This window comes from Pseudomonas frederiksbergensis, from assembly GCF_003732665.1.
Lineage (GTDB): Bacteria > Pseudomonadota > Gammaproteobacteria > Pseudomonadales > Pseudomonadaceae > Aquipseudomonas > Aquipseudomonas frederiksbergensis_G.
This window is the reverse complement of sequence record NZ_MOBP01000002.1, coordinates 150,557-164,637: the sequence shown is the minus strand read 5'-3', so window position 1 is coordinate 164,637 and position 14,081 is coordinate 150,557. Positions and strand designations below refer to the sequence as shown.

The window sequence follows — 14,081 nt, the reverse complement described above, 5'->3', positions numbered from 1 at the left end:
TCAGAAGGGTGGCGAGGGAACCGGGTTCCCTTGCCACACGGTACGACTCGCCCCCTGACCCTGTTGTGCTGCCAGCCAAAACCATAGCCGTCACCGGTTGGCTGCCATCGGGCAAGTCGCCAGCCCCCCAGTGCTGAAACCCGGTGCAGGTCTGGTGAGTGTCTGCCGGACTGTGTTTTGCTATTCGCTTCGCCCGGACCAAACCTTACGCAAGGGAACCTCCATGACACTGCATGCCCAACGCGCCGACGCCAGCCACCTCGACCAAATCGCGCCTCTTTTCGACGCCTACCGAGGCTTCTACAAACAGCCCTCAAACCTGGCGCAGTCCCGAGCCTTCATCGCCGAGCGCATTGCCCAGGGTGAGTCCGCCATTTTTCTCGCCCTGGACGACAACGGCGATGCCTTGGGTTTCGTCCAGTTGTACCCGACGTTTTCCTCCATCGACGCCCACCGCACCTGGCTGCTCAGTGATCTTTTCACCGCACCGGCGGTGAGGGAGCGTGGGGTAGGGCGATTGCTGATGAACGCCGCCCGCGACTTTGCGTTGTCCACGGGGGCGAAGGGTTTGGTGCTGGAAACGGCGACGGATAACGTCGGGGCACAGCGGCTCTACGAGTCGCTGGGGTATGTGCGGGATACGGGGTATTACACCTATTGCCTGGATTTGACGCGGGGTTGATCGCGCAGCGAAAGCGGCAAGCCCCTCGTTACCCTGACGGGTGATGCTCGGTCAACGCTGACGCTGTTTGACAACGACGCCGGAACGCCCTGGCAGCATGCGCATCAAGGTGTTGTCCCGCACCCAGTAGTGATGGAACAACCCCGCTGCGGCGTGCAAACCGATCAACCAGTAACCGCTGCTGCCGAGCAGTTCATGCCAATACTTAATCTGCTTGGCCAGGTCCGGATCAGCGGCCACCGGCGAGAGCAACGGGAAGCCGAAATAAGGCATCGATTTGCCGGCGACGGCCAGGGTCAACCAGCCCAACACGGGCGTAACAATCATCAACACATAAAGCGCCAAGTGCATCAGGTGCGACACGCCGGTTTGCCAGCCCGGCGGGGCCGGGGTGATCGGCGGACGTGGTGTCAGGCGTCCGAGCAATCGGACCCAGACCAACACAAAAATGCTGATACCGAATACGCCATGCAGCCCCATGAACAGGCTTTTAGCAGTGCTGCCACGGGGCAGCAGCCCTTTGATTTCGATGCAGGCGTAGACGCCAACAAACAGTGCCAGCATCAGCCAATGCAAGGTGATCGACAGTTTTCCATAGCGGTGAGCGACTGAATCGCGGGTCATAACGGGCCTCGTGAAGTCTGGAGGGCTGGCGACTCATTCGCGCAGCCTGGTTTGGCCGGCGCCACCGTGCCTGTACAGCCTTAAGGCAATCTGAAGGTGGCGCGCCCGCCTGCTTTTTGTGACCTTCAGACTCCGTTAAGAAAGGCCCCCGATACTCCTCCCAAACTGACCCCGGGAGGTGTCCTGCAATGCCCGATTTCGACTGGAACATCCCTTTGCCCCTGCAGTTCGGCCAAGCCGAAACCCCGCAGATGAGTCTGGCCAGAGCCTTGCCGGACGAGCCCCAGCGTCCAGTCTTCGAAGCCTATATCCAGCAACGTTTCCGCACGGCCCACGGCGCCGATATCCGGCATTTCATGCCCGAACTGTTCGGCATGAGCAACGCGACCGGCGATCTCTGCGCGGTGGCCGGCGTGCGTCGGGCGAATGACGAGCCGCTGTTCCTGGAGCGTTACCTGGACGAATCCATCGACCCGCTGATCAGCGCCGCTGCCGATCGTCCCGTAGACCGCGCCGGTATCGTGGAGGTGGGCAACCTGGCTGCCAGCGACACCGGCAGTGCGCGCCTGAGCATCATCGCCATCACCTACCTGCTGGCCATGGGCGGCCTGGAATGGGTGGCGTTCACCGGCAACGTCGGCCTGGTGAACAGCTTCCATCGCCTCGGTTTGAAACCGGTGACGCTCTGTGCCGCCGACCCTGCGCGGCTGGGCGACGAGCGCCAGCACTGGGGCAGTTATTACGAAAGCAAGCCTTGGGTGCATGTCGGCAACATCCGCGCCGGGTTCATTCATTTGCGCAACATCGGGATGTTCAACCGCCTGGGATTGCCGTCTTCCATCGAGGGCGCCAGCCATGTCGCCTGAAGTCGAGCGTTTCAAACAGACCTTGCGCAGCCATGCCGAACGTAAGACCAACGCCACCGCCTTATGGGGGGATCGGCTGAAACTGGACTACGCCACGCTTTACGCCGAAGTGATGTACCGCCAGCAGCGTCTTCGCGATGAACACGTCGGGGTTGTAGCGCTGGCGCTGGACAACGGCGTCGAGGCCATGCTCTGGGACCTGGCCGCGCTGTTCGAAGGCGTGACCTGCCTGACGCTGCCACCCTTTTTCAGCGCCGCCCAACGCCGTCATTGCCTGGAGCAAAGCCAGGCAGAGCGGGTGATTGCCGAGCCGGGACTGCATGCCGAACTGGAAGCGGCCGGGTACGAGTCGCTCGGTGAATTCTGGCGCCGCACTTTCGATGGCCCGCCCCGGATGCCCGAAGGCACGGCCAAGCTGACCTTCACCTCGGGCACCACCGGTACGCCCAAAGGGGTATGCCTGAGTGCCGAGAGCATTATCAAGGTCGCCCGTGAGCTGGATCAGGCCAGTAAACCGACCGATCCGCAGCATCACCTGGCGCTGCTGCCCCTGGCGATCCTGCTGGAAAACATCGGCTGTTACGCCGCGCTGTACGCCGGTGCGACGTTGAGCCTGCCCAGCCAGCAAACCCTGGGCATCCAGGGCGCCAGTGGCGTCGATGCGTCCAAGTTGCTCGCTTGCCTGGCCAACCGCGCGCCGGAGAGCCTGATCCTGGTGCCGCAATTGCTGCTGATGCTGGTCAACGCCGCCGAGCAAAAGGCCTTCAACCCTCAATTCTTGCGGTTTGCCGCCGTGGGCGGTGCGCGGGTGGCCGAGGAGCTGTTGCACCGGGCGCAACGCATTGGCATCCCGGTCTACGAAGGTTACGGGCTGTCGGAATGCGCCTCAGTGGTGTGCCTCAACCGGCCGGGCGCACGCCGTGCCGGCAGTGTCGGCCAGCCCTTGCCCCATGTGGAAATCCGCTTGGCCGATGACGATGAAGTGCTGATCAAGGGCTCGACCCTGCTGGGCTATTTAGGGGACGTGCCACACGCCGACGAGTGGTGGCCCAGTGGCGATCTCGGCGAGTTCGACCCTGAAGGTTTTCTGTACCTCAAGGGGCGCAAGAAGCACCAATTCGTGACCAGTTTCGGGCGCAACGTGAACCCCGAGTGGGTCGAGGCTGAACTGACCCAGCGTCGGTATATCGCCCAGGCGTTCGTCTACGGCGAAGCGATGCCCCGCAACCACGCCTTGCTCTGGCCCCATCGCCCGGACTGCACCGACGCCGAACTGGCCGCCGCCGTGGCCGAAGCCAACGAAGCCTTGCCCGATTACGCGCAGGTCCATCACTGGTCCCGCCTTGAGCATCCTTTCACTCCCGCCAACGGCTTGCTGACCGCCAATGGCCGACCGCGCCGGGACGCCATTGTCGAGCGCTACCGGGCGCAACTCACTGAATTCGCTTTTTCCGAGGGACCCGCATCATGACCTTTTTCGACACGCTGCAAGAAGCCACTCTTCAGGAACGCCATGAGCTGTTCAATCTGCCCATCATCCGCGACGCCCTCGAAGGCAACGTCAGCCTCGAAAGCTACCGCGCCTTCCTGATCCAGGCTTACTACCACGTGCGCCATACCGTGCCGTTGATGATGGCGTGTGGTGCGCGTTTGCCGTCACGCCTGGAATGGTTGCGCAAAGCCGTCTGCGAGTACATCGAGGACGAATACGGCCATGAGCAATGGGTGCTGAACGATATCGACGTCTGCGGCGGTGACAAGGAGGCGGTGCGCGACGGACGTCCGTCGATGCCGATTGAACTGATGGTCAGTTACCTCTACGACCTGATTGCCCGGGACAATCCCGTGGGCCTGTTCGGCATGGTCAATGTGCTGGAAGGCACCAGCATCGCCCTGGCCACCCACGCGGCCGGCAGCATTCGCGAGCGCCTGGACCTGCCGGAAAACGCTTTCAGCTACCTCAGCTCCCACGGTGCCCTTGATGTGGAGCATATGCAGACTTACCGCCGCCTGATGAACACCCTGGATGACCCTGCCGACCAGGCTGCCGTTATCCACGCCTCGAAAGTGGTCTATCGGCTCTACACCGACATGTTCCGCGGCTTGCCGCGTGATGGGGAGAACCTGCATGCGCCTGACTGAGGCTCGCGTTGTCTTGACCGGCGCCAGTGGCGGCATCGGCCTGGCCATCGCCAGCGCCCTGTGCGCCAGTGGTGCCCGGGTGTTGGCCGTGTCCCGGCACCGGGAAGTGCTGGAACCGTTGATGCAGCGCTACCCACAGCATCTGGCCTGGGTCGCTGCCGACCTGACGTTCCTCGCCGACCGCCGCAAAGTCCTGGTCGCCGCCGAGGCCATCGGCGACATCAACCTGTTGATCAACGCCGCCGGGATCAATCACTTCGCCATGCTTGAACAGTTGGACGACAGTGAAATCAACGCGATGCTGGCGGTGAACATCAGCGCACCGATCTGCCTGACCAAACTCCTGCTGCCGCTGCTCAAACAGGCCGACAGCGCGATGGTGGTCAACGTCGGCTCGACCTATGGCTCCATCGGTTACGCCGGTTACGCCAGTTATTGCGCGACCAAGTTTGCCCTGCGCGGTTTCTCCGAAGCGCTGCGCCGGGAATTGGCGGACACCCGGGTCGGCGTGCTCTACGTCGCGCCCCGGGCGACTCGCACAACGATGAACAGCCCGGCGGCCCAGGCCTTGAATGATGCGCTGAAGGCCAATGTCGATGATCCGCAAACCGTCGCCTCGGCGGTGATCCATGCGATTGCCGGTGACCGCCGCGATCTCTATCTGGGCTGGCCGGAGCGTTTCTTCGTGCGCCTCAACAGCTTACTGCCCACCGTGGTGGACAAGGGGCTGCGCAAGCAGTTGCCGCTGATCCGTCGCCTGAGCCAGAAACCCGACAACGAGAACCTCAAGCCATGAAAAAATTAATCGCCTGCCTGTTGCTGGGCGCGTTGAGCCAGAGTGTCTGGGCCCTGGACGCCGCCGATCAGCAACGCCTCAGCGGCATCCAGCAAAATTGGGGGCACATTCAGTACGAAGTCCCGGCCGAGCAGCGTACCGCCGCCTTCGAAAAACTCGCCGATCAGGCATCGGCGTTCACACGGGAGCGTCCGACGCTGGCTGAAGCCTGGATCTGGTCCGGGATTGTCACCAGCAGTTGGGCCGGCGCCCAGGGTGGTCTGGGTGCCTTGAGCAAAGTGAAAGCGGCGAAGGTCGACCTGGAAAAAGCCCTTTCTCTGGACCCCAATGCCTTGCAGGGCTCGGCCTACACCAGCCTCGCGGCACTTTACGACCGCGTGCCGGGCTGGCCCATCGGCTTCGGCGACTCGGACAAGGCCGAACAACTGCTCAAGCAAGCCTTGCAACTGAACCCGACGGGCATCGATAGTCTGTACTTCTGGGGCGATCACCTCTACCGTCAAAAGCGCTACGGTGAAGCCAAGGACGCTCTGCAAAAAGCCCTGCAGGCCGCCCCTCGTCCTGGTCGGGAAGTCGCTGATGCGGGACGCCGCAAAGAGATCGACGCGTTGCTGGTGGACGTGAACAAAAAACTCAACTGACAGGAGTCCGTGTGCGCTTATTACTGATCGAGGATGACGTGGCTCTCGGCGAGGGCATCCATCAGGCCCTGGGCCGCGAGGGCTACACGGTCGACTGGTTGCAGGATGGCAGCAGCGCCTTGCACGCGCTGCTCAGTGAAACCTTCGACCTGGCCGTGCTCGACCTCGGGCTGCCGCGCATGGACGGCTTGCAAGTGCTGCGCCGTCTGCGGGACAGCGGTTCCAACCTGCCAGTGCTGATCCTCACCGCCCGGGACGCCACAGAAGAGCGCATCGCCGGGCTGGATGCCGGGGCCGACGATTACCTGATCAAGCCTTTTGACCTGGCGGAGCTGAAGGCCCGGTTGCGTGCCTTGCTGCGCCGCAGTGCCGGGCGCGCACAGATGCTGATCGAACACGCCGGCATCAGGCTCAACCCCGGCACCCAGCAAGTCAGTTACCAAGGTGAACCGGTGGCGCTGACGCCCAAGGAATATCAGTTGCTCCACGAATTGCTCTCGCCACCGGGCCGGGTCATCACCCGGGATCACTTGATGCAATTGCTGTACGGCTGGAACGAGGAAGCTGAAAGCAACACCCTGGAAGTGCACATCCATCACCTGCGCAAGAAATTCTCCAGTGACCTGATCCGCACCATTCGCGGTGTCGGTTATCTGGTAGAGGAGCGCCGATGAACTCGATCCGGCGGCGGACCCTGACGCTGATCATCGGTCTGTTGCTCGCGGGGCTGGCGCTGATCAGCGTGCTCAACCTGCATGACAGCAACCATGAAATCGCCGAGGTCTACGACGCCCAACTGGCGCAGAACGCTCGCTTGTTGCAGGGCGTCATGCGCATGCCGCTGGCCAGCAAAGAGCGCGTTGAGCTGTATCAGGCCTTCAACAAGGCTTTGGGGGAAGCCGAGCCAAGGGTCGATGGCCATCCCTACGAAACCAAGATTGCCTTTCAAGTCTGGAATCATCAGGGCGAAGTCCTGGTGCACACCGTGAGCGCACCGTCCTTCAAGTCGCCGCCCTCGATCCCCGGTTTCAGCGACGTGGTGGACGTGAACGGGCGGCACTGGCGAGCCTTCGTGCTGGAAGACAAACAGAACGCGTTGCGGATCTGGGTCGGTGAGCGGGACGACGTGCGCTCGGACTTGGTGGACCGCATCCTGCGCCATACCCTGGGGCCCAATGTGCTGGGCAGCCTGATCCTGGCGTTCCTGATCTGGTTAGCCATCGGTTGGGGGCTCAAGCCCCTGGCGGATATGGCCGCCACTTTGCGGGCGCGGCACAGCGGTTCGCTGGAACCCTTGCAACTGGCACCGTTGCCCAGCGAACTGGAACCGATGCAAGCGGCGCTTAATCGCATGCTCGCGCAAATCCAGGAACTGCTGGGCCGCGAGCGGCGGTTCATTGCCGACGCCGCCCACGAAATGCGCACGCCCCTGGCGGTGCTGCGGGTGCATGCGCAAAACCTGCTGGAGGCCGGCACGGAACAGGAGCGTCGAGAGTCCCTGGAGTTTCTGATTTCAGGGGTGGACCGCACCAGTCGTCTGGTCAACCAATTGCTGACCATGGCCCGCCTCGAACCCAAGGCCTCGGCACCGCTGCTGAACACTATCGACCTGACCAGTGCGGTGCGTGACAGCCTGGTGCAGCTCACACCGTGGTTGCTGAGCAAGGATCTGGAGCTGGCCTTCGACGTCAATGACGGTTCGTTCCAGGTCGCCGCCGATGCGGCCGCGATCGACATCGCCCTGAACAACCTGATCACCAACGCCGCCAATTTTTCTCCGGAACACGGGGTCATCACCGTGCGCTTGAGTCAGGCTGGCGGGTTCTATTCGCTGAGTGTCGAAGATCAGGGACCAGGCATCAACGAAGTGGATCAAGAGCGCTTGTTTGAACGGTTTTACAGCCGGGGCAATGCCCAGGGCGCGGGGTTGGGGCTCACCATCGTGCATACCATCGCCACTCGCCTGGGCGGGCGGATCACCCTGGTGAACCGGGCGGAAGGCGGCCTGCGGGCGACCCTCGATATTCCCGATGGATCGAACCGCAGCACGCTGGCGAACTCGCCGTTGGCGGACACACCGGAAGGTTATTGAGGCCCGATGAGCAGCGAGGGAGCACGCTCCCTTACCTGGATCGCATTCCCGGCACAGCAATACACTGCTTCAATGCCGCCAACGGATATCAGGCTATTACTCGTGTTCTGCCGTAGCTCACGGCGAGGTGTAACCAAAACGACTTGGAACCTGTAAAAGGCCACCTTCATAGGTGGCCCAACCATCCCCATTTCCGTAACATCCCCACCCCTCATTCCCCGCAACTCCCGCAGCCCCTGTCAGCGGCTCGCATTTTCAGGTAAGTCATGAAACTACAACGTCTGCGCGCCGATACCCTGGCCGGGCTCACTACATCGTTCGCGTTGCTGCCCGAATGCATCGCGTTTGCCCTGGTCGCTCATCTCAATCCGCTGATGGGCCTGTACGGTGCATTTATCATTTGTACCTTGACCGCGCTGTTCGGCGGGCGGCCGGGGATGGTGTCGGGTGCGGCGGGGTCGATGGCGGTGGTGATCGTCGCGTTGGTGGTGCAGCACGGTGTGCAGTATTTGCTGGCGACGGTGTTGTTGGGCGGGTTGATCATGATGGCGTTCGGGCTGTTGCGGCTGGGCAAATTGGTGCGCATGGTGCCGCACCCGGTGATGCTCGGTTTCGTGAATGGCCTGGCGATCATCATTGCGTTGGCGCAACTGGAGCATTTCAAAAGCGGCGATAGCTGGCTCAGTGGCACGCCGCTGTATGTGATGAGCGGGTTGGTGCTGCTGACGATGGCCATCGTCTATCTGCTGCCGCGCCTGACCCGGGCGGTGCCACCGGCGTTGGTGGCGATCCTTGGCGTCGGGTTGGCGGTGTATCTGCTGGGCTTGCCAACCCGCACGTTGGGCGACATGGCGCACATTGCCGGCGGCTTGCCGACGTTCGCTTTGCCCGACATTCCGTGGACCCTGGACACCCTGCGCATCGTCGCGCCCTACGTCATTTTGATGGCCCTGGTGGGCCTGCTGGAAACCCTGCTGACCCTGAACCTCACCGATGAAATCACCGAGAGCCGCGGCTACCCGGATCGCGAGTGTATGGCGCTGGGGGCGGCGAATGTGGTGTCGGGGGTGTTCGGCGGCATGGGCGGTTGCGCGATGATCGGCCAGACGGTGATCAACCTCAGTTCCGGCGGGCGAGGGCGGCTGTCGGGGGTGATCGCCGGGGTGATGATTCTGCTGTTCGTGTTGTTCCTGTCGCCGCTGATCGAACGTATTCCCCTGGCTGCGCTGGTGGGGGTGATGTTCGTGGTGTCGCAGCAGACGTTCGCCTGGGCCTCGCTGCGGGTGATCAACAAAGTGCCCCTGAACGATGTGCTGGTGATCATCGCCGTGACCACTATCACCGTGTTCACCGACCTGGCCACCGCCGTGCTCTGCGGCATCATCATTGCCGCGCTCAACTTCGCCTGGCACCAGGCCCGGGAGTTGTACGCCGACACGCATCTGGAAAGCGATGGCAGCAAACTCTACCGTCTGCACGGCACGTTGTTTTTCGCTTCAACGGCGCCGTTTCTCAACCAGTTCGATCCGGCGAATGATCCGGCGCAAGTGACACTTGATTGCCGTCACCTGAGCTTCGTCGACTACTCGGCCATCGCTGCGTTAAAGACCTTGCGTGAACGCTATGACAAGGCTGGCAAACATCTGCGGGTGTTTCACTTGTCGGAGCGGTGCAAGCAGATGCTCAAGCGGGCGGGGGGAGATTACAGCTGATTCTGACGTTCGCAGGTGGCCAGGAACGTGGGGGGACATTGCAATGAACCGTGACGCCCACCTGCCGGGTGCAGCGTCACGGGTGTACAGGCCAGGCCTTCAGTTCATCTTGTGATCAGGCATATTCAATGGCCGTGCCTGGGCTTCGACTTTTAGGGTTTCCTTTTCGCCTTTGGCATTCTCTACAACCAGCGTCAGCGGCACCTTGTCGCCTTCTTTGACCTGGCCAACCAGGTCAATGAGCATGACGTGATAGTTGTGCGGATCCAGGGCCACCGCTTTGCCGGCAGGCAAGGCAACGAACTCAACCGGTTGCATGCTCATCACGTCGTTCTTCATGGTCGACTGGTGAATCTGCACGGTTTTAGCCACCGGCGACTGCACACTGAGCAGCTTGCTGTCGCTGCTTGCCGTGATGGTCATGAACGCGCCGGTGGCCTGTTGGCCTGCGACGGTTGCGCGAACCCACGCGTCGTCGACCTGTGTCTGGGCCGACACCTGGAAAGCCAGTCCCAGCAGAGTGAACCCCAGTACGATTTGTTTGACGCGTTGGGTAATGCCGGTTTGATTGAGGATTGAGTTCATTAGCAGACCTCCATGACAGTGAGCAAATCTTCCGTACACTCTTGTGCGGAAAGCGAGGGAGACAATCCAAGGCGCAGGGTTCCCCTGGAGTCATAAACATAGCTCGTCGCCGTGTGGGACAGCGTATAAGTTGATCCGCTGGGGATTTTTTCGTAGAACACACCGAACTCTTTCGCCGTCGCTGCCGTTTCTTCAAGTGTCCCGTACAGGGCGACAAATGAAGGGTCGAAGGTTTTGACGTAGGCGTCGAGCACCGCCGGCGTATCCCGTTCGGGGTCCAGGGTGATGAAGATGACCTGAAGGCGATCGCCATCCTTGCCCATCAATTTCTTGATCTGCACCGCACGAGCCAGGGCGGTGGGGCAGACTGCCGGGCACTGGGTGAAGCCGAAGAACACCATTGGCATCATGCCGCGATAGCTCGAAAGCAGTTTCACGTCGCCGTCGGTATCTTTTAACTTGAACGTACGCCCGAGGATCTGATTACTCAGGTCCTTGCCGTATTTGTACGACAGTTCACCTCGGGTGTCGCAGCCAGCCAGGATGCCCAGGCTGAACAGCCCCATACCGGCAATCACCTGGCGGCGATTCAACAAAACACTCATTCGTTACCGCCTGTTCGCAGACTGGCAGACCTGATAGATCCGACCGTCAGACCCGCTGTAAAAGTCGGACATGGTATCAAAGTGACGAGGATCGATTCCTCAATTGGAGGATAGGTCGTCGCCTTGCCCGGGAGCCTAACAGCCTAATGATGCCGGCCACTTCAAGTCATCTGCGACATTTTGGCGCAGCCGCAGCCAATAGCCTGAGGGCAAAGGTGAGGCTGATCATTGCGCTGTAGGGCTACCGCTACTTTGCAGCAGTTCATCGACCACGCCCATGAACGCTTCGACGAGCAGGCTGCGTCCTTGGGTTCGCGTGAGTATCAGCAGTTGCGCGCAGGCTTCGGGGTCGGCCAGCGGGCGGTAGGTCACGCCTTTTTTGGCCAGGGTCTTGGTGCACTGGGGCACCAGTGCGACGCCTTGACCGGCGGCCACCAGGGCGATGATCGAGGTGATCTGTCGCCCGGAAGGCCCCGGACGCATGGGCAGGCCGTTGTGGCGGTACAGGTGTGCGATGGATTCGTTGAGCCCGGAGCCATAATCGGCCGGAAACAAAATCAAGGGATAGGCGCTGAGCTGTGCCAGGGTGACTTCGTCCTGGCTGGCCAGCGGGTTGTCGCTGGACAGCGCCGCCACCAGGGGTTCGCCACCCAGCGACAACACCTGGACATCGGTTTGCCCGCGCTCGGGTTGCAGGCGACTCATGCCGATATCGATGCGACCATCGACCACTTGCGAGTAAAGCGTGCCGGACGCACTTTCCACCAGGGTCAGTTGCACGTCCGGAAAGCGCTGGGCAAAGGCCTGGATGGTCTGGCTGAACAGGTCCGACAGCGCAATCGAACTGGCGTAACCCAATGCCAACTGACCGGCCGCCCCGGCGGCCAGTTTGCCAGCGATGACTTCGGTCAGGCTGGCCTGGTCGAGGACGGCCCGGGCGTAAGGCAGGAAATGCCGGCCCTGTGCCGTGAGCGTCACCGTGCGGCTGGTGCGATCGAACAGGCGAAAGCCCAGCTCGGTTTCCAGGGCCGAAATCTGGCGGGTCAAGGGTGGCTGGGCCAGGTGCAGGCGCAACGCTGCGCGGCCAAAGTGCAACTCTTCGGCGACCGTCAAAAAGTAACGTAACTTGCGGAGGTCAAGCATCCTGTTCCTTGGGTATTGATCGGTCCGAATTCGGTATTGGTGCTCGGCCGGCTGCGTATTCTATAAAGACCTCCGGGGATAACACGAGAGGTCTCATGAATTCGCGCCTGCACAGTGCTCGCGTCGCCCTGTTCCTGTGTGGCTGTGCGGCTTTTCTCAACCTCTATTCAACCCAGAGCATCCTCCAGGAGTTTGCCCTGAGTTTTCAGGTGAGCGCTCGCCAGGCTGGCTGGAGCATCACGGTCACCACACTGGCAGTCGCCCTCACGGCGCCCTTTGTCAGCCGCTTGACCCGTCGCTTCGAGCAACGCTCGGTGATTGTGGTCGCGGCGCTGTTGCTGGCGGTGCCGGCGCTGTTGACCGCCCATGCCGGCAGCTTTGCCGAGTTGCTGGTGTGGCGTTTTATCGAAGGCATGTTGATCCCGGTGGTATTCGCCACCAGCGTAGCCTACATCGGCGACCGCTGGAGCGGTGGCACCGTCACTGAAATCACCAGCCTGTATGTGGCGGGGACGGTGTTGGGCGGTTTCGCCGGGCGCTTCGTGTCGGGGATCATGACGGAGTATGTGGGCTGGCGTGAAGCCTTCGAGCTGCTGACGGCGATCAGCCTGTTCGTCGGCGTTGCCATCCACTTTCTGTTGCCGGCCAATCCAGTGTTGGCGCCCAGGGCTGCGCCCCTTCGTGCGCAAGTGTTTCGCGAGTTGTGCCGCAAGCCTTTGCTGGCTGCCTATGGCGTCGGTTTTTGTGTGTTGTTTTCCCAAGTGGCGACCTTTACTTACGCGGGGCTGTACCTCAGCCAGGCGCCGTTCAATCTGGGCGCGGCGGCACTGGGAACGATTTATGCGGTGTTCCTGCTGGCGCTGGTGGTCATTCCGATTGCCGGCCGCTTGAGCAAATCGCGACCGCAATCCGAATTGCTGACGGGCGCGGTGTTGCTCGGGGTCTGCGGCTCGATCCTGACCCTGTTGCCGTCGCTGTGGCTGATCGTCCTGGGCCTGGCCCTGAGTTCCACCGGGGTGTTTCTGGCCCAGGCGTCCGCCAATGCTTTCATCACCGCCACGGCCCGAAACAATAAGGCCGCTGCGGTGGGGTTGTACCTCACGGGCTATTACCTGGGGGGCAGCTTCGGCGCCATTGTCCCGGCCATGATCTGGAGTCGCTGGGGCTGGCAAGGTTGTGTGGCGCTGATCATTGGCTTCCAGTTGTTGTCGCTGCTGATCGCCTTGACCGGCTGGAAACCCCTCAAACCCGATACACCGGTCGCACGCGGCCGCAACGGTCCCGGCCGCACCGGCGAACCTGCCTGATTCATCATCCAATAAGGGAATATAAGAGGTGACCATGAGTAACGTACTGACCCGCCACAGCCAATTGTTGAAGATCGTCGAGCCAGTGCTGAACGACATGCCGGCCAGTGTGTTGAAACATGCGCTGTTCGAGGCGTTCTGGCAGGAAGAAGAGGCACTGGTGGACATCGAAAATGCGTTCGAACAACTCACCTCCCGTCGCCATCCGCCGGTCGCCTTGCGCAAGTTTTTCGCCAGTTGGTCCAAGACCAACAACTCGGCCACCAGCGTCTCTGGCCTGGCCAACCGCATTACCTTGCTGGCGCGCTCCGAAGCGGGTTCCGAGGCTGCCGAGCAGCTGTATCGGGCCTGCGGCAGTCTGCAACGGATCACCGACGAAGACCTCGGCGCGCTGGGCAACATCGTGCACTCGGAGCTGTTCTACAACATGGCGACGCCGTTGTGCGGCGATGACCAGTGGCTGTTGAAGGAAAACTGCCTGCCTTCGGCCCAGGCCTTCAAGGACTGGACCGACACCCGCCGCCTGCGCGATCGCGATTTGTTGCAAGGCCTGCTGACGACCTTGATCCATGAGGTCTACACCCACGGCGAAGTGGAGTTTATCCACCCGTTGTACAAGCAATGGTTCGTGCGCGACATGGGCGTGCCCGAGGCCAAGGCCCGCGCCACGGTCGCCTGGGTCACCGTGCACACCGGCGGCACCGAGAGCAACCATTTCGCCCACGCCGTGGCGGCGGTCAATGAGTTTGTCGAGGCGATGCAGATTGCGGTCGACCACGAAACCGCACGGGAGATTTTTTCTGAATACCTGCGCCGCAAAGCCACTGTGATGAAGGATTGCTCGCAGTTGTTGCAGTGATCACAGGTTCATTACTGCCTGACTATC

Annotated in this window: 15 protein-coding genes; 11 read left to right on the top strand and 4 right to left on the bottom strand. The window is 61.7% G+C overall.

All coding sequences use genetic code 11. The features are described 5' to 3' along the window. The first annotated feature begins 223 nt into the window (after positions 1-223). Complete coding sequence (locus tag BK665_RS03740) at positions 224-682, top strand: GNAT family N-acetyltransferase (protein ID WP_123402982.1); 459 nt, start codon at positions 224-226, stop codon at positions 680-682. A 51-nt stretch (positions 683-733) separates the two neighbouring features. On the opposite strand, the gene BK665_RS03735 is transcribed toward BK665_RS03740, so the two are convergent. Further along, positions 734-1,306, bottom strand: coding sequence for a cytochrome b (locus BK665_RS03735; RefSeq protein ID WP_123402980.1), 573 nt, complete (start codon positions 1,304-1,306; stop codon positions 734-736). Positions 1,307-1,494: 188 nt separating this feature from the next. Between BK665_RS03735 and BK665_RS03730 the strand changes: the two genes are divergently transcribed. The 8 genes from BK665_RS03730 to BK665_RS03690 all read left to right on the top strand — a co-directional run bounded on the left by BK665_RS03730 (position 1,495) and on the right by BK665_RS03690 (position 9,555). Beyond that, on the top strand, positions 1,495-2,172 hold the full coding sequence (locus tag BK665_RS03730; RefSeq protein WP_123402978.1) for a thermostable hemolysin: 678 nt from the start codon (positions 1,495-1,497) through the stop codon (positions 2,170-2,172). Beyond that, positions 2,162-3,643: an AMP-binding protein gene (locus BK665_RS03725; RefSeq protein ID WP_123402976.1), complete on the top strand. Its 1,482-nt coding sequence runs from the start codon at positions 2,162-2,164 to the stop codon at positions 3,641-3,643. Before BK665_RS03730 ends, BK665_RS03725 begins: the two co-directional genes overlap by 11 nt. After that, positions 3,640-4,314 carry an iron-containing redox enzyme family protein gene (locus BK665_RS03720; protein WP_123402974.1) on the top strand — a complete coding sequence of 225 codons (675 nt, stop codon included), beginning with the start codon at positions 3,640-3,642 and terminating at the stop codon, positions 4,312-4,314. The genes BK665_RS03725 and BK665_RS03720 overlap by 4 nt, the downstream gene beginning before the upstream one ends. After that, entirely contained in the window at positions 4,301-5,110 is an 810-nt protein-coding gene (locus BK665_RS03715) for an SDR family oxidoreductase (protein ID WP_123402971.1), read from the top strand. The genes BK665_RS03720 and BK665_RS03715 overlap by 14 nt, the downstream gene beginning before the upstream one ends. Continuing rightward, positions 5,107-5,751, top strand: a complete 645-nt coding sequence (locus tag BK665_RS03710) for a tetratricopeptide repeat protein (RefSeq protein ID WP_123402969.1) — start codon at positions 5,107-5,109, stop codon at positions 5,749-5,751. Before BK665_RS03715 ends, BK665_RS03710 begins: the two co-directional genes overlap by 4 nt. Positions 5,752-5,762: 11 nt before the next feature. Further along, positions 5,763-6,425 carry a response regulator gene (locus tag BK665_RS03705; RefSeq protein WP_123402967.1) on the top strand — a complete coding sequence of 221 codons (663 nt, stop codon included), beginning with the start codon at positions 5,763-5,765 and terminating at the stop codon, positions 6,423-6,425. Beyond that, positions 6,422-7,843 (top strand): sensor histidine kinase, encoded by a 1,422-nt coding sequence (locus BK665_RS03700; protein ID WP_123402965.1) that lies wholly within the window; start codon positions 6,422-6,424, stop codon positions 7,841-7,843. The genes BK665_RS03705 and BK665_RS03700 overlap by 4 nt, the downstream gene beginning before the upstream one ends. 266 nt (positions 7,844-8,109) lie before the next feature. Further along, positions 8,110-9,555, top strand: coding sequence for a SulP family inorganic anion transporter (locus BK665_RS03690; RefSeq protein ID WP_123402962.1), 1,446 nt, complete (start codon positions 8,110-8,112; stop codon positions 9,553-9,555). 99 nt (positions 9,556-9,654) lie between these two features. Here BK665_RS03690 and BK665_RS03685 read toward each other — a convergent pair whose 3' ends face one another. The 3 genes from BK665_RS03685 to BK665_RS03675 all read right to left on the bottom strand — a co-directional run bounded on the left by BK665_RS03685 (position 9,655) and on the right by BK665_RS03675 (position 11,888). Continuing rightward, positions 9,655-10,140 carry a copper chaperone PCu(A)C gene (locus BK665_RS03685; protein ID WP_123402960.1) on the bottom strand — a complete coding sequence of 162 codons (486 nt, stop codon included), beginning with the start codon at positions 10,138-10,140 and terminating at the stop codon, positions 9,655-9,657. After that, complete coding sequence (locus tag BK665_RS03680) at positions 10,140-10,745, bottom strand: SCO family protein (protein WP_185076420.1); 606 nt, start codon at positions 10,743-10,745, stop codon at positions 10,140-10,142. Before BK665_RS03680 ends, BK665_RS03685 begins: the two co-directional genes overlap by 1 nt. 225 nt (positions 10,746-10,970) lie before the next feature. Continuing rightward, entirely contained in the window at positions 10,971-11,888 is a 918-nt protein-coding gene (locus tag BK665_RS03675) for a LysR family transcriptional regulator (RefSeq protein WP_123402958.1), read from the bottom strand. A gap of 95 nt (positions 11,889-11,983) precedes the next feature. On the opposite strand from BK665_RS03675, the gene BK665_RS03670 reads away from it, so the two are divergent. Together BK665_RS03670 and BK665_RS03665 are read left to right on the top strand one after the other, a co-directional pair. Continuing rightward, entirely contained in the window at positions 11,984-13,195 is a 1,212-nt protein-coding gene (locus BK665_RS03670) for an MFS transporter (RefSeq protein WP_123402956.1), read from the top strand. A gap of 34 nt (positions 13,196-13,229) precedes the next feature. Further along, on the top strand, positions 13,230-14,054 hold the full coding sequence (locus tag BK665_RS03665) for a hypothetical protein (RefSeq protein ID WP_123402954.1): 825 nt from the start codon (positions 13,230-13,232) through the stop codon (positions 14,052-14,054). Positions 14,055-14,081 lie beyond the last annotated feature (27 nt).

Coding starts and splice junctions, on each gene's coding strand:
- BK665_RS03675 (WP_123402958.1), bottom strand. CDS start 11,888: ATGCTTGACCTCCGCAAGTTACGTTACTTTTTGACGGTCGCCGAAGAG.
- BK665_RS03700 (WP_123402965.1), top strand. CDS start 6,422: ATGAACTCGATCCGGCGGCGGACCCTGACGCTGATCATCGGTCTGTTG.
- BK665_RS03670 (WP_123402956.1), top strand. CDS start 11,984: ATGAATTCGCGCCTGCACAGTGCTCGCGTCGCCCTGTTCCTGTGTGGC.
- BK665_RS03680 (WP_185076420.1), bottom strand. CDS start 10,745: ATGAGTGTTTTGTTGAATCGCCGCCAGGTGATTGCCGGTATGGGGCTG.
- BK665_RS03740 (WP_123402982.1), top strand. CDS start 224: ATGACACTGCATGCCCAACGCGCCGACGCCAGCCACCTCGACCAAATC.
- BK665_RS03715 (WP_123402971.1), top strand. CDS start 4,301: ATGCGCCTGACTGAGGCTCGCGTTGTCTTGACCGGCGCCAGTGGCGGC.
- BK665_RS03690 (WP_123402962.1), top strand. CDS start 8,110: ATGAAACTACAACGTCTGCGCGCCGATACCCTGGCCGGGCTCACTACA.
- BK665_RS03735 (WP_123402980.1), bottom strand. CDS start 1,306: ATGACCCGCGATTCAGTCGCTCACCGCTATGGAAAACTGTCGATCACC.
- BK665_RS03720 (WP_123402974.1), top strand. CDS start 3,640: ATGACCTTTTTCGACACGCTGCAAGAAGCCACTCTTCAGGAACGCCAT.
- BK665_RS03725 (WP_123402976.1), top strand. CDS start 2,162: ATGTCGCCTGAAGTCGAGCGTTTCAAACAGACCTTGCGCAGCCATGCC.
- BK665_RS03730 (WP_123402978.1), top strand. CDS start 1,495: ATGCCCGATTTCGACTGGAACATCCCTTTGCCCCTGCAGTTCGGCCAA.
- BK665_RS03710 (WP_123402969.1), top strand. CDS start 5,107: ATGAAAAAATTAATCGCCTGCCTGTTGCTGGGCGCGTTGAGCCAGAGT.
- BK665_RS03665 (WP_123402954.1), top strand. CDS start 13,230: ATGAGTAACGTACTGACCCGCCACAGCCAATTGTTGAAGATCGTCGAG.
- BK665_RS03685 (WP_123402960.1), bottom strand. CDS start 10,140: ATGAACTCAATCCTCAATCAAACCGGCATTACCCAACGCGTCAAACAA.